We start from the raw sequence: 14,485 nt of genomic DNA, 5'->3' as shown, positions 1-14,485 counted from the left end.
CTGCCGTTATCGATCGGTCACAAATGGTTTTGCGGACACGGCGCCGCAGTGCGGTTTGCGCCGCGGAAATGTCGTAATTCGGCAACAATGTGATATGATTGCATCAGTCCGCAATTCCCGCGGGCGATCGCCATCAGCTCAATTGCCGGTATGACCAGCGCAGAGACCACCGCTTCGACGTTACATGCGTCCGCACCGGCCGAGCCCAATAAAGCGGCGAGGGGCTTCCCCTTGCGTCGTTGGCTGGCGCCGTTCGCCGTCGCGATCGCGCTGTTGTCCGCCTTCCTGACCTTCCTGGTGCTGACCGGGCTGACCCCGATCGAACCGACCTCCGAGGTGGTCCGCTCCTTCCTGATGATCAACGCCGGCACGATCCTGCTGCTGGTCGGCATCATCGTCCGGGAAGTCTGGCAAATGGTGCAGGCGAGGCGGCGCGGCCGGGCGGCTGCGCGGCTGCACGTCCAGATCGTTGGCCTGTTCTCGGTGATCGCGGTGCTGCCGGCCGTGCTGGTGTCGATCGTCGCCAACGTCACCATCGAGCGTGGCCTCGACCGGGTGTTCTCGGGCCCGACGAAGCTGGTGATCCAGAACTCGCTGACGATCGCCAGCGCCTACATGCAGGAGCATGCGCAGCTCATCAACGGCGACACGCTGGCGATGGCCAATGACCTCGCCCATGCGCGGCCGCTCTATGACCAGGATCGCATGTCGTTTTTGCAGCTCCTGACCGCCGGTGCCGTGGCGCGCAATCTGCCGATCGCCGTGCTGATGGACAAGAACGGAAACGTCGTCGAGGAAGCCAACACCGGCGCTCACCTGAAATACGAACCTCCACCGTCCGAAATCCTCAAGGAGGTCAACGAAACCGAGCCGAAAATCTCGGTTTTTCCCGAAAACTACGTCGCTTCCGTGGTCCGCCTGCGCGCCTATGACGACATGTTTCTTTATGTGGCGCGCCTGCTGGATCCCACTGTCGTCGCCCAGCTCAAGCAGACCCAGACCAGCGCGGCCCAGTATGCCGAACTCGAGACCCGCAGGCTCGGCATCCAGGTGGCGTTGGGGCTGATGTTCGCGGTGATCGCGCTCACCGTGCTGATGGCCTCGGTCCTGATCGGGCTTAACTTCGCCAACGGATTGGTGTCACCGATTCGTCAGCTGATGGGCGCGGCTAGCGAGGTGTCGACCGGCAATCTCAACGTCCAGGTGCCGGTGCACAAATCCGCCAGCGACCTCGCGCTGCTCGGTGAAATCTTCAACAAGATGACCCAGGAGCTGCGCACCCAGCGCAACGAGCTGGTCGATGCCTCCGAGACCATCGACAGCCGCCGCCGCTTCATCGAGGCGGTGCTGTCCTCGGCCTCTGCCGGTATCATCGGGGTCGATGGCTCCGGCAGCGTCGGCATCCTCAACCGCTCGGCCGAGAAGCTGATCGGGCATGCCGAGTCGGAGACGCTCGGTCATCCGCTCTCGGACGTGCTGCCCGAGCTCGACGAGATGATGAAGACCGCCCGCGAGGGCACGCAGCGCCTGGTGCAGGGGCAGGTCACGATCCTGCGCGACGGCAACGAGCGCAATCTGTCGGTTCGGGTCTCCGCCGAGCAGACCAGCCAGTCGCGCGACAGCTACATCATCACGCTCGACGACATTACTGAACTGGTCTCCGCGCAGCGCACCTCGGCCTGGGGCGACGTCGCCCGCCGCATCGCTCACGAGATCAAGAACCCGTTGACCCCGATCCAGCTCTCGGCCGAGCGCATCCGCCGCAAATTCGGCAAGACCATCACCGAAGAGAAGGACAAGTCGATCTTCGAGCAATGCACCGACACCATTGTCCGCCAGGTGGACGATATCAGGCGCATGGTCGACGAGTTCTCGCGCTTCGCGCGGATGCCGAAGCCGGTGATGGAAGGCGAGGATGTCGCCGACGTCGTGCGTCAGGCGGTGTTCCTGATGAAGGTCGCGCATCCCGATCTCGACATCGAGGCCGACATCAAGCAGTCGCCGTTGCCCGCGCAATTCGATCGCCGGCTGATCTCGCAAGCGCTGACCAACATCATCAAGAACGCCACCGAGGCGATCGAGCAGGTCCCGCGAGAGGAGCTCGGCAAGGGCCGCATCGATGTCGTCGCACAGCGTGAGAACGACGACATCCTGATCGACGTCGTCGACAACGGCATCGGCCTGCCCAAGGTCGCCCGTTCCCGGCTGCTCGAACCCTATGTCACGACGCGGGCCAAGGGCACCGGCCTGGGGCTGGCGATCGTCGGCCGCGTTCTGGAGGACCATGGTGGCCGCATCGAGCTCAAGGACGCTTCCGATTTCCGCGAGGGCCAGCGCGGTGCCTGGATGCGGTTGCGCTTCTCAGTCACGGGCCAGCCAGCCAAGCCCGAAAGCAAGGAACAGAAGCCGGACGTGAAACCGGAAGCGACCGCTCCCACCAGTGAAAAAAATCCGCCGGAGCAGCCGACCAACGGCCCGGCAGAGGCGACCAACAATGAACCAAAAATCCAAGAGCCGGATCGAGAGCCGGGCGCTCAAGAGCCAACAATCCACGAACCCAGATCCAAAGCCGCGACGGGCGACTGACAAGGCAGGTGTAACCCATGGCAAGTGACATTCTGATTGTCGACGACGAAGCTGACATTCGCGACCTTGTTGCGGGCATTCTGGACGACGAGGGCTTCTCCACCCGCACCGCGCGCGACAGCGATTCGGCGCTGGCCGAGATCGCCAACCGCCGCCCGAACCTGGTCTTCCTCGACATCTGGCTGCAAGGCTCCAAGCTCGACGGCCTGCAACTGCTGGAGCAGATCAAGAAGGACAATGCCGATCTGCCGGTCGTGATGATCTCCGGCCACGGCAACATCGAAACCGCAGTCGCCGCGATCAAGCGCGGCGCCTACGACTTCATCGAGAAGCCGTTCAAGTCGGACCGGCTGATCCTGGTCGCGACGCGAGCGCTGGAGACATCGCGGCTGAGGCGCGAGGTGAAGGAGCTCAAGCAACTGGCGCCGGCGGCGAGCGTGCTGACCGGCCGTTCGGCCTGCATGAACCAGCTCCGCCAGACCATCGACCGCGCCGCCAAGGCCAACAGCCGCATCCTGATCGTCGGTCCCTCCGGCGCCGGCAAGGAGCTCGCCGCGCGCACGCTGCATCACGCCTCGGGGCGTGCCGAGGGGCCGTTCGTGGTGATCAACGCCGCCGCGATCACGCCGGAGCGCATGGAGCTCGAACTGTTCGGCATCGAGGGATCGAACGGCGAGCAGCAGCGTAAGGCGGGTGCGCTCGAGGAAGCGCATGGCGGCACGCTGTTCATCGACGAGATCGCGGACATGCCGCGCGAGACCCAGAACAAGATCCTGCGCGTGCTGGTCGATCAGACCTTCCAGCGCCAGGGCGGCACCAGCAAGGTCCATGTCGACGTCCGCATCATCTCCTCGACCGCGCGCAATTTGGAGGAAGAGATCGCCGCGGGCCGTTTCCGCGAGGACCTCTACCATCGGCTCTCGGTGGTGCCGATCCGGGTGCCGCCGCTGTCGGAGCGCCGTGAGGACATCCCGGAGCTGATCGACTATTTCATGGACCAGATCTCGGTCACGACCGGCCTGCCGAAGCGGCAGATCGGGCAGGACGCGATGGCGGTGCTGCAATCGCATGTCTGGCCGGGCAACGTCCGCCAGCTCCGCAACAATGTCGAGCGCGTGATGATCCTGGCCGGCGGCGGCCCCGAGGCGATCATCACCGCCGACATGCTGCCGCAGGACGTCGGCTCGATGGTGCCGGCGATGCCGACCTCCAACAATGGCGAGCACATCATGGGGCTGCCGTTGCGCGAGGCGCGCGAGGTGTTCGAGCGGGACTATTTGATCGCCCAGATCAGCCGCTTCTCGGGCAATATCTCGCGCACCGCGGAGTTCGTCGGCATGGAGCGCTCGGCGCTGCATCGCAAGCTGAAGGCGCTCGGGGTCGGCTGACCCCGGCATCGCCGGGCCGGTCGCCGACCGGTGGCCCGGTGCGCAGTCCCGGCAATCGGCTCCCGGCGAGCCGGTTGCCCGATCTGGGGCCCGGGACGGGGGACGAGGCGAGAGCGGGGCCGGCACAACCGGGGATTTATCCACTCTCCACGAGAATATTCGTCTCTTTCCCCGCCCTTTCTTAGAAATGCCACCGTGTTCCTACCGACTGTTACGCGAACCGGCTTGCCTTAAAACCGCGCGTAGCCTCTAATCCTACCGCTACGCCTGCCAGAGGGGGATCTCAGGGCAGGCGGGCAGCCGGAGGAGGCTCCGTCAGAGAGCAGCAACCGGTTCAATAAAAAGAAGCACAAGCTTGCGGGACAAAAACAATGGCGGCAGACCGCGCACAAAATCTACAAGACACCTTCCTTAATCACGTTCGTAAGACAAAAACGCCACTGACGATATTTCTGGTCAACGGAGTCAAGCTGCAGGGCATTGTCACTTGGTTCGACAATTTCTGCTTGCTGTTGCGGCGCGATGGTCATTCGCAGCTGGTCTACAAGCACGCAATCTCGACCATCATGCCTGGGGCTCCGATTCAGCTGTTCGAGGGTGGTGAGGACGCACCGGCTTGAGAGTGAAGTGATTGGAACCCTTCGATCGTGAAGGGGACGCCGAGCGGACCAAGTCTAGGCCCGGGTCGGCGGGGGACACTGGCACCGGGCGGGTGATCGTCATCGGCCCGTACCTGCGCACCCGCCGCGGCGACGGCGATGCGCAAACGGAGTCCTCTGTCCGCGACTATGAAGCGCGAATCGAGGAGGCCGCCGGCCTTGCCGGTGCGATCGATCTCACCGTGGTGGAATCGGTCATCGCGCCGATCAGCCAGATCCGGCCTGCCACCTATCTCGGCAAGGGCAAGGTCGAGGAGATCAACGGCCTCGTCGCCAGCAACAAGGTCGAGCTCGTGGTGATGGATTGCGCGCTGTCGCCGATCCAGCAGCGCAATCTCGAGAAGGCCTGGAGCACCAAGGTGCTCGACCGCACCGGCCTGATCCTGGAAATCTTCGGCCGCCGCGCCAAGACCAAGGAGGGCGCGCTGCAGGTCGAGCTCGCCCATCTCAACTACCAGCGCAGCCGTCTGGTGCGGTCCTGGACCCATCTCGAGCGCCAGCGCGGCGGCTTCGGCTTCATGGGTGGTCCCGGCGAGACCCAGATCGAGGCCGACCGCCGCCTGATCAGCGAGCGCATCACCAAGCTCGAGGGCGAGTTGAAGAAGGTGCAGGCGACGCGACGGCTGCACCGCGCCGGCCGCCAGCGCGTGCCTTACCGTGTGGTGGCGCTGGTCGGCTACACCAATGCCGGCAAGTCGACCCTGTTCAATCGGCTGACCCGGGCCGACGTGCAGGCAGCCGACATGCTGTTCGCCACGCTCGACCCGACGCTCCGCGCGCTCAGCCTGCCGCATGGCGGCAAGGCGATGCTGTCGGACACCGTCGGCTTCATCTCCAATCTGCCGACCCAGCTGGTGGCCGCGTTTCGCGCCACGCTGGAGGAGGTGCTGGAAGCCGACATCATCCTGCATGTCCGCGACATCTCGCACGAGGATGCCGAGGCGCAGGAGCGCGATGTCGAGGGCGTGCTGCGCCAGCTCGGCATCGATGCCGACGCCGATGGCGGCCAGCGCATCATCGAGGTCTGGAACAAGATCGACCGTTTCGATCCCGAGGAGCGGGACAACCTCCGCAACATCGCCGCCCGCCGTCCGCCGGAGCGGCCGTGCTTCCTGGTCTCGGCCGTGACCGGCGAGGGGATCGACGCATTGCTGACCGCGATCGAGGATCGCCTCGCGGCCAAGCGCATCACGCTCGATCTGTCGATCGACGCTGCCGATGGCGCCGGGATCAGCTGGCTGCACCGCAATGCCGAGGTCCTGAGCAAGGAGCTGCGTGGCGAGCGGTTCGACATGACCGTGCGCGTCGACGAGACCAAGCGCGACATCGTCATGTCACGATTCGATGCTCTGCCGCACGGGACGTAGCGTCCCGGAAGTCCGCTGCGGCAAGGGGGATCGATGTTCAATCGTCGAAGGTTTCTCGGCGGCGGCCTGGTGAGCGCCGCTGTCGCTGGGATTTCAACACGTGGGGCCGCCGACAACGCTGGGTTCGTCGACGCCCCCGCGCTCCGGCCGGTCCTTGCGCGGCCGGACCGCATGTTCCGCGTCACCGTGTGCCTGCGCCCCTTCCGCGCCGCCGGACCGCGCATCGAGGCGGAATGGATCGACACGAAATATGTCGTCCACAACTATGGCCACGGTGGCAGCGGTTGGTCGCTATCCTGGGGCGCCGCACAGGAGGCGGTGCCGCTCGCTTTGCAATTGAGCACGCGCAACATCGCGGTTCTCGGCGCCGGCGCGATCGGTCTGACCACCGCGATCACGGCCCAGCGGATGGGCGCCACCGTCACGATCTACGCCAAGGAGCGTTTCCCTCAGGTGCGCTCGGCGCGCGCGACCGGGGACTGGTCGCCGGATTCGCGCATCGCGATGGAGGCCGACGTCGCGCCGGACTTCGCCGACCGCTGGGAGCGGATGGCGCGCACCACCTTTGCCAGCCATCAAAGCTATCTCGGTCTTGCCGGCAATCCGATCGAATGGACGGACCGCTATCTGCTGTCCGACGATGCTCCCGATGCCGACGGCCGTCCGCACCGGCGTCAGCATGCCGCGGCTGACGGCCAGAAGAAATTCCTCGAATTGCGCGGCCGCATCCGGTCGCTCACGCCGCGCTGGGACCTGCTGGCCCCCGGGTCGAACCCGTTTCCCGCGCCATATGCCTGGAAGAGCGCCTCGCTCACCTACAACGTCACGGATCTCTACCGTGAGCTCGAGGCGGAGTTTCAACGCGCCGGGGGACTGTTCTGCCGATCGAGTTGCACGCGCCCTCCGATCTTTCGAAGATCCGCGAGACCGTCATTGTCAATTGCACCGGCTACGGTGCCCGTGCGTTGTTTCGCGACGAGAGCATCGTTCCGGTGCGCGGCCAGATAGCCTGGCTGATCCCTCAGCCGGATGTCGGTTACGGCGTCTTCTACCGTAACCTCAGCGTCCTCGGCCGGCGCGACGGCATCGTCGTTCAGCCGGTCGGCGAAAACGACTATTTCGGCTTCAACGACGACAACGAAACGCCTGACTACGCCGCCGCGCGCCAGGCGGTGGAAGACGCGGCGAAACTGTTCAGCCGGGCCTGACACCGGCCCCTCCGGCGCGCGACCCGGCACCCCCTGCAATGTGACGGTGCCGTGACATGGCCTCACTGCGGTGGGCCTGCGACGTGCCGCCGCACTTTCCGTTTGAAATCTGCGCCGCCTTGGTTCATTGCGCTGCTGGACGCAAAGGCGAGGGCAATCGATGCAGGACTCCAGCGAAATCAACACGAAGGAGATGCTCGCCGGCCAGAACGGGGATCTTGCCCATACGCGAGCCCCCGAGATCGTCGATGCCCTCAACGCCCGGGAACCGGCGGACGCCGCCAAGTTGCTGCGCTCGCTGCCCGCGGAGAAGGCAATCGAGGTGCTCGACCTGCCCGGGCTCGACAACACCTGCGAGATCCTCGCCGAGCTGCCGCAGGACGCCGCCGTTTCCTTGCTATCCGGCGTCTCCGACGACCGCGCAGCCGACATCTTCAAGGAACTGGTCGAGCCGCTGCGCACCACGCTGCTGAACGGCCTCAATCCGGAGACCCGCAACGTCATCTCGGGGCTCTTGGCCTATCCCGAGCGCAGCGCCGGCAGCATCATGACGACCGAGTTCGTCAGCGTGCCCGCGAACTGGACCATCGCCGAGGTGCTGCATCACATCCGGATGGTCGAGCGTACCCGCGAGACGGTCTATTCGATCTTCGTGGTCGATCCGGTCAAGAAGACCCTGATCCAGGCCGTGCCGCTGCGCCGCCTGATCTCGGCCGACCCGCACGCCAACGTCCTGACCGCGGCGCCGGCGCGGAAGCCTCTGATGATCTCACCCGAGGCCGACCGCATGGAAGCGGCGCGGCTGATCTCGCGCTACGATCTGCTGGCCGTCGCGGTGGTCGATGGCCCAGGCCATATCCTCGGCATCGTCACGGTCGACGACGTGATCGATGCCATCGTCGAGGAATCGACCGAGGACGCCCAGAAGTTCGGCGGCATGGAAGCGATCGACGAGCCGTATTTGCGGATCGGCTTTGGCGAGATGATCAAGAAGCGCGCCGGCTGGCTGTGCGCGCTGTTCCTGTCGGAAATGCTGACCGCGACCGCGATGCAGTCGTACCAGAGCGAGCTCGAGAAGGCGATCGTGCTGACGCTTTTCATCCCGCTGATCATGAGCTCCGGCGGCAACTCCGGCTCGCAAGCGACCTCGCTTCTGATCCGCTCGCTGGCGCTGCACGAGGTGCGGCTGCGCGACTGGTGGCGCGTCGCGGTGCGCGAACTGCCGACCGGCATCGTGCTCGGCTCCATCCTGGGCCTGATCGGCATTGTCAGGATCACGGTGTGGCAGACGATGGGCCTGTTCGACTACGGCCCGCATTGGGTGCTGGTGGCCGCCACCGTCGGCGCAGCCCTTGTCGGAATCGTCACCTTCGGCTCGCTGTGCGGATCGATGCTGCCGTTCATCCTCAAGCGCATCGGCTTCGATCCGGCGAGCGCATCCGCGCCGTTCGTCGCGACGCTGGTCGACGTGACGGGGCTCGTGATCTATTTCGGCGTTGCCGCTGTGATCCTGCGTGGGACGCTGTTGTAGGCGCCCTCACGCCGCGAACAGCCTGCTGGCCGCAAAATCGATGAACGCGCGCAGCCGCGCCGAACCGTAGCGGCCGGCCGGCCAAAGCAGCCAGAATGCGGCTTGGATCGCCTCGGCCGGCAACACGCTGCGCAGCCGCCCGGCGTCCACCGCATCGCGCATCAGGAAATCGGGAGCCCAGGCGAGGCCGAGGCCCGCGATCGTCGCCGCGCGCACCGCTTCGATATTCGAGCAGATGACATGCGGCGGCGTGTCTTCGACCGCAGCATGCATGCCGCTGGCGAAATGCCATGGTTGCAGCACGTCCGTATCGGGATGGCGAAAGCGGATCAGGCGATGCGCCGACAGCGCGGCGCGATCGCGAGGTTCTCCGTATGCGGCGAGGTATGACGGCGCGGCATAAACCGACAGCAGGAACGGCGGCAGCTTGCGCGACATCATGCCGGAATCAGGCTGGGCGCCGCTGCGGATCGCGAGGTCAAAGCCCTCCGACACCAGGTCCCTGATCCGGTCATCGAAATCCAGATCGAGCCGGATTTTCGGATGCGCCCGTGTGAAATCCTCGAGATGCGGCGACAGGAAACGATAGCCGACGGCCGGAAGGCTGATGCGCAGCAGGCCCTGCGGCTCGCCGGCCGATGCGGACAGCAATTCGGTGATCTCGCGCCAGTCGTCTTGCAGCCGTCGGGCGCGGGCGAGCAGCAACTCGCCCTCGGGCGTCAGGCTGACCCGCCGCGTCGTGCGCGTGAACAGGCGCACGCCGAGCTGCGCCTCGAGCGCGGCGATGGCCTTTCCGGTTGCGGATGGCGACAGCCCGAGCTTTCGCGCGGCGGCCGCGAAGCTCAGCGTCTCGGCGACGGTGACGAAGGTGGCGAGTGACGGAGGATCTTCCATGGCGGCAGATTAGCGAATTCCGGTCGCTGATGTCGCGAGTTTCCGCCCGATGATCGGCGGCCACCGGTTTTCTATGCTCGTTTCCATTGAATTCACCGAGGCGCGAACGATGGCACGAGAGTCCTACATGGATCATGCAAGCTACCAACTGAGCGGATTTGTCGACGGCGTATGGCATCCAGAGGACCTGGTCGAGCTGCCGGGAACGTCTTGGATCATCGTCAGCTGCATGCGATCTGCGGACCATGCCGGCGGCCTTTTCAAGGTCGATACCGCGCGGCCTTCACACGCCACGGAGCTGCATTGGGCGCCTGCCGCACAGCAGGCGCGGCTCGGACCTGACGTCTTCGATCCGCACGGAATCGCGGTGTGGCGCCTGGCCGATGATGCGTTCGAGCTGTTGGTGGTCGATCACGGTGGCGGCGAAGCAATCGACCGGCTGGTGCTCGAGCTCGACGCGGAGGGGCCTTTCGTTGCAGCGGGGGAGCGGCTGGTGCAGCCGCCGCGGACGTCGGCGAACGCAGTGGCGCATCTGCCGGATGGCTGCTTCGTCATGACCAGCATGTTCGATCCGACCGACCGCGAGTTGCTGTCGCGGTTTGCCCGCGCCGAGCCGACCGGTCAGGTATGGCGCTGGTCGCAGGCCAATGGCTGGAGTCGCTTCGGCGATCAGCCGATGTCCGGCGCCAACGGCATTGCCGTGTCGCACGATGGTTTCGTCATCGTCTGCGAATGGGCCGCGCGTCGGATCTGGCGGCTCGACCGCGACGGTCGGGCGGTCACGAGCGCCGCGATGGATTTCCTGCCGGACAATTTGCGCTGGACGGCCGATCGGCGTCTTCTGCTCGCGGGGCAATCCACGCGGCCGGAGGTCCTGTTCGGCTGCGAAGCGCGCGGCGATCGCTGCCCGCTGGCATTCAGGGTCGGTCGGCTCGATCCGGTCAGCCTCGCGTTCGAGTCCCTGATCACGATGGACGAGGCAGGCGCGGCAGCCGAGGGCTTTGGCGGCGCGACCGGAGCCATGCTGGTTGGCGAGCAAATCTGGGTCGGAAGCTTCACCGGTCAGCGGATCGGCGTGTTCAGCCCACGATCATCGTGAAGCGTTATCGGCCGGCCGTGTCGCGGACTTGGCCTCGTTCCACAACGCATCCATCTCCTCCAGCGTTGCGTCGTCGAGCGAACGGCCCTTCGCCGCCAGCGCCTTCTCGATATAGGCAAACCGACGCTCGAACTTGGCGTTGGTCGCGCGCAACGCCGTCTCCGGGTCGGCGTCGACGTGGCGGGCGAGGTTGACCAGCGCGAACATCAGGTCGCCGGTCTCCTCGGCGATCTCCTGCCTGTCGTTGCGGTCGAGCGCGGCTTCGATCTCGTCGGCTTCCTCGCGGATCTTGGCGAGCACGGCGCGCGGGTCGTTCCAGTCGAAGCCGACGGTGGACGCCTTGCGCTGCAACTCGATCGCGCGGGCGAGGGGAGGAAGGCCCGCCTTCACGCTGGCCAGCAGCGATTTGTGGGCGGTCTCCTCCGGCGGCCGCCGCGCGGCGCGTTCGGCCTTCTCCTCGGCCTTGATGCGCTCCCAGGCGCTCTTGACGCCGGCGGGCTGGATGTTGCCGTCCTTGTCGGCAAACACATGCGGATGGCGGCGGATCATCTTTTTCGTGATCGCCTCGACGACGTCGCCGAACGCGAACGCGTTCCGCTCCTCGGCCATCTGCGCGTGATAGACCACCTGGAGCAGGAGATCGCCGAGCTCGTCGCGCAGGTCCTCGAAATCGCCGCGCGTGATGGCGTCCGCGACCTCGTAGGCCTCCTCGATCGTGTAGGGGGCGATGGTCTCGAAGTTCTGGATGAGATCCCAGGGGCAGCCGGTCACCGGCGTCCGCAGCGCGGCCATGATCTCGATCAGGCGGGAAATGTCGCGGGAAGGGGTCATGGGACACCGGACTGTGAAGGGTAGACGCGTTATGCCAAATCGGCCCCGCCGATCCCAGAAAAACGCGCCGGAATCACGGCGCTGTCCACCGATTGGCCGTGGCTTCCAGGAGTGGTAAAGCCCGTTCCATGACCCATCAGAACAATTCCGAGACGGCGCTGGTGCTGTTTTCCGGCGGCCAGGATTCCACCACCTGCCTTGCCTGGGCGTTGGACCGCTTCGCGCGCGTCGAAATGCTCGGCTTCACCTATGGCCAGCGCCATGCGATCGAGCTCGACTGCCGCGACCGCCTGCTGGACGGTATCAGGTCTGTACGGCCGGATTGGGCGGCAAAACTCGGCGGCAGCCACACGCTCGCGATCCCGACGCTGTCGGAGATATCCGATACCGCGCTGACCCGCGACGTCGCCATCGAAATGGGCGCGGATGGTCTGCCCAACACCTTCGTGCCCGGCCGCAATCTGGTGTTCCTGACCTTCGCCGCGGCGCTGGCCTACCGGCGCGGCATCCGCCACATCATCGGCGGCATGTGCGAGACCGACTATTCCGGCTATCCGGACTGCCGCGACGAGACCATCAAGGCGCTGCGATCGGCGCTCAACCTCGGCATGGCCAAAGACTTCGAGCTGCACACGCCGCTGATGTGGCTCGACAAGGCCGCGACCTGGCGGCTGGCGCACGAACTCGGCGGGGCAGGGCTGGTCGATCTGATCCGAGAACACTCCCACACCTGCTACCTCGGCGAACGCGGCGCGCAGCATGAGTGGGGCTATGGCTGCGGCGAATGCCCGGCCTGTAGCCTGCGGGCGAAAGGCTGGCGGGAGTATGTCGCACAGGGCGGCGGCGCCGATCGTTGATTTGCTCGACGGTTGCAGGGGCGCTCTGCCAAAATATCGAAAACAACCCCATGCAAAGCAGCCGTCCGCTGTCGGCGGCCCGACACGGACCGCTTGACACGTCGGGCAAATCAGCCGTACTTTTCCATTATTCCGAAATCGTGCGACTATGTCCCCAGCTACGGCTGTCATCGCCCGGCTCGAACCGGGCGATCCAGTACGCCGCGGCGTCTCGGCTCAAACACTGCTGCCTCCGGAATGCCGGATCACCCGCTTTCGCGGGTGATGACATCAAGGTCGCGAGGAACGAAGCGACGAAACGATCCATCGCCCAACATCCGCTGAGCGATGGATTGCTTCGCTCGCAATGACGGTGAAAGAAGGAGTCCGCCGCTAAGCGAAATCCCCGGCCGTCAGCTCGATCGGCTTGCCGTGTGGGGTGCGGTCGGCGGCGCGGTCCCAGGCGTCGCGGTAGCGATGCAGCATGTCCTGCGTCGCGACGCCCTTGGCGGCGACGAGGTGTTCGAGTGTCGCCAGCCAATGCTGGTAATAGGTCTCGCCGGTGTCGGGATCGCCGGCCGCCTGCGCGCGCTTGATCTGGTAGGCAAGCGCTGCGGCCCACTCGGTCCAGGTGAACACGCCGCGGTCATGCAGCGTCAACGCCATCGCGAACGCCTGCGCTTCCCAGGGCGCACGAAACACCGGGCCGTCCTGGTCGCGGGGAATGCTGGAGACGGCACTGGTCGCGCGTGCCGCGGCACCGGCCTCCATCAGACCGCCTCCAGATACGGTTCGAAGGCGTCGATCGAGACCTTGATGGTCGGATCGGAATCCGGTCCCCACAGCTCGCGTCCGTCGAACACGACGGTGTACAGCCATTGCGGATGCTCGCCGGCGTCGTTGGCCACCGTGTCGGGGAACACGTGACAGCCGTGATCACGCTCGACAATCCCGACATGACCTCGCACATAGCGCGGCAGCCGTGTGTGGGTCGCTGGATGAATGTTCTTGGCCCGTACGCGGTCGCCGGCCTTGAACTTCGCGGCCGCCGGTGCGGTGCGGCCGAACTTGCCGCGCACCATGATGCGCTCGATATCGGCAGTCGAGAACTTGCCGTGCTTGAGCGACTTCGCCGGCGCGACGGCATGCCCGGCGTCGACGTCGTCCTTGGAGATATAGCCCTTGTCGAGCAGCAGGGCTTCGAGCCCAAGCAGCCACTTCTTGTAATAGGAGCTCGACAGATAGACCTGCGGGGGCAGGGTTTCACGATAGAACCGCGAGGCGTCGATGTTGAAGGCGCCGGCCGCGCCCATCGCGCGGACCATGGCCAGCACCCGCGATTCCCATTCCTCATGGAACATCGGCTCGTTCGGCTCGGGCTCGACCTTGCCGAACCCGTCCATGCCGCCCATGTCGTGGACGCCGTTCACGATGGCGCTCCCGGCGTCTTCGGAAATCCAGTGCCGATCATGGAATCACGCGTCACGAGCTCGGCGAGTTGCTCCTCACTCCAGCCCTCGGTCCCTGCGGGCCGCATCGGGAGCACCAGGAAGCGCGTCTCGGCGGTCGAGTCCCAGACCCGGATTTCCGTGTCCTTTGGCAGGCTGACGCCGAAATCGGCGAGCACGCCGCGCGGATCCTTGACCGCGCGTGAGCGATACGGCGAGGCCTTGTACCAGACCGGCGGCAGCCCGAGCATTTCCCAGGGGTAGCAGGAGCAAAGTGTGCAGACGACCATGTTGTGACGGCCAGGCGTGTTCTCGATCGCGACCAGATGGTCGCCGACCCGGCTGACATGGCCGAGGGTGCCGACCGCCTTGGTGGCGTCCTCGAGCAGGGCCTGTTTGAACCCAGGATCGCTCCAGGCCTTGGCGACGACGCGGGCGCCGTTATGCGGGCCGATCTTGGTCTCATAGGCCTGCACGATGGCATCGAGCGCCGCGGGCTCGATATAGCCCTTTTCGGTCAGGATCGATTCCAGCGCGCGGACGCGCAGTTCGGTCTCCGACAGCTCGGAATGGTCGTGATCGTGGTGGTGGTGATCATGTTCGCTCATGCCCAGAGAATAGGCGAAACGGCCGTGTTA

The 14,485-nt window shown here is 65.5% G+C and carries 14 protein-coding genes; 9 read left to right on the top strand and 5 right to left on the bottom strand.

Going from position 1 to position 14,485, the window contains the following annotated elements:
• The first annotated feature begins 150 nt into the window (after positions 1-150).
• From CWS35_RS25175 to mgtE, 7 genes are all read left to right on the top strand, one after another.
• Positions 151-2,586, top strand: coding sequence for a PAS domain-containing sensor histidine kinase (locus CWS35_RS25175; protein WP_024584177.1), 2,436 nt, complete (start codon positions 151-153; stop codon positions 2,584-2,586).
• A gap of 17 nt (positions 2,587-2,603) precedes the next feature.
• Entirely contained in the window at positions 2,604-3,974 is a 1,371-nt protein-coding gene (locus CWS35_RS25170) for a sigma-54 dependent transcriptional regulator (RefSeq protein WP_024584176.1), read from the top strand.
• Positions 3,975-4,345: 371 nt separating this feature from the next.
• On the top strand, positions 4,346-4,594 hold the full coding sequence (hfq, locus tag CWS35_RS25165) for an RNA chaperone Hfq (protein WP_006020546.1): 249 nt from the start codon (positions 4,346-4,348) through the stop codon (positions 4,592-4,594).
• 11 nt (positions 4,595-4,605) lie between these two features.
• Entirely contained in the window at positions 4,606-6,000 is a 1,395-nt protein-coding gene (hflX, locus tag CWS35_RS25160; RefSeq protein WP_100954400.1) for a GTPase HflX, read from the top strand.
• Positions 6,001-6,033: 33 nt separating this feature from the next.
• A complete protein-coding gene (locus CWS35_RS25155; RefSeq protein WP_210202730.1) occupies positions 6,034-7,008 on the top strand; it encodes an FAD-dependent oxidoreductase in 975 nt (324 codons plus the stop codon).
• The gene (locus CWS35_RS39860) at positions 6,966-7,208 is read left to right on the top strand and encodes a hypothetical protein (protein WP_210202729.1); all 243 of its coding nucleotides are present in this window, start codon (positions 6,966-6,968) and stop codon (positions 7,206-7,208) included. The genes CWS35_RS25155 and CWS35_RS39860 overlap by 43 nt, the downstream gene beginning before the upstream one ends.
• Positions 7,209-7,368: 160 nt before the next feature.
• On the top strand, positions 7,369-8,739 hold the full coding sequence (mgtE, locus tag CWS35_RS25150) for a magnesium transporter (RefSeq protein ID WP_100954398.1): 1,371 nt from the start codon (positions 7,369-7,371) through the stop codon (positions 8,737-8,739).
• A 6-nt stretch (positions 8,740-8,745) separates the two neighbouring features.
• Here mgtE and CWS35_RS25145 read toward each other — a convergent pair whose 3' ends face one another.
• On the bottom strand, positions 8,746-9,633 hold the full coding sequence (locus CWS35_RS25145; protein WP_100954396.1) for a LysR family transcriptional regulator: 888 nt from the start codon (positions 9,631-9,633) through the stop codon (positions 8,746-8,748).
• Between the two features lie 127 nt (positions 9,634-9,760).
• On the opposite strand from CWS35_RS25145, the gene CWS35_RS25140 reads away from it, so the two are divergent.
• Entirely contained in the window at positions 9,761-10,732 is a 972-nt protein-coding gene (locus CWS35_RS25140) for a hypothetical protein (protein WP_100954394.1), read from the top strand.
• On the opposite strand, the gene mazG is transcribed toward CWS35_RS25140, so the two are convergent.
• Positions 10,724-11,563, bottom strand: coding sequence for a nucleoside triphosphate pyrophosphohydrolase (mazG, locus tag CWS35_RS25135; RefSeq protein ID WP_100954392.1), 840 nt, complete (start codon positions 11,561-11,563; stop codon positions 10,724-10,726). The two genes, CWS35_RS25140 and mazG, sit on opposite strands and share 9 nt — an antisense overlap.
• A gap of 128 nt (positions 11,564-11,691) precedes the next feature.
• Between mazG and queC the strand changes: the two genes are divergently transcribed.
• Positions 11,692-12,420, top strand: a complete 729-nt coding sequence (queC, locus tag CWS35_RS25130; protein ID WP_100954390.1) for a 7-cyano-7-deazaguanine synthase QueC — start codon at positions 11,692-11,694, stop codon at positions 12,418-12,420.
• A gap of 372 nt (positions 12,421-12,792) precedes the next feature.
• Here queC and CWS35_RS25125 read toward each other — a convergent pair whose 3' ends face one another.
• From CWS35_RS25125 to nthA, 3 genes are read right to left on the bottom strand one after another with little or no spacing between them, the layout of a single operon-like run.
• Positions 12,793-13,170 carry a nitrile hydratase accessory protein gene (locus tag CWS35_RS25125; RefSeq protein ID WP_168226377.1) on the bottom strand — a complete coding sequence of 126 codons (378 nt, stop codon included), beginning with the start codon at positions 13,168-13,170 and terminating at the stop codon, positions 12,793-12,795.
• Positions 13,170-13,829, bottom strand: coding sequence for a nitrile hydratase subunit beta (gene nthB / locus CWS35_RS25120; RefSeq protein WP_024584168.1), 660 nt, complete (start codon positions 13,827-13,829; stop codon positions 13,170-13,172). Before nthB ends, CWS35_RS25125 begins: the two co-directional genes overlap by 1 nt.
• A complete protein-coding gene (gene nthA, locus CWS35_RS25115) occupies positions 13,826-14,455 on the bottom strand; it encodes a nitrile hydratase subunit alpha (RefSeq protein WP_024584167.1) in 630 nt (209 codons plus the stop codon). The genes nthB and nthA overlap by 4 nt, the downstream gene beginning before the upstream one ends.
• Positions 14,456-14,485: the final 30 nt, after the last annotated feature.

The sequence above is a fragment of the Bradyrhizobium sp. SK17 genome, from assembly GCF_002831585.1.
GTDB lineage: Bacteria > Pseudomonadota > Alphaproteobacteria > Rhizobiales > Xanthobacteraceae > Bradyrhizobium.
Note: the sequence above shows the minus strand (reverse complement) of the source record. Positions and strands in the feature narration are given on the sequence as shown.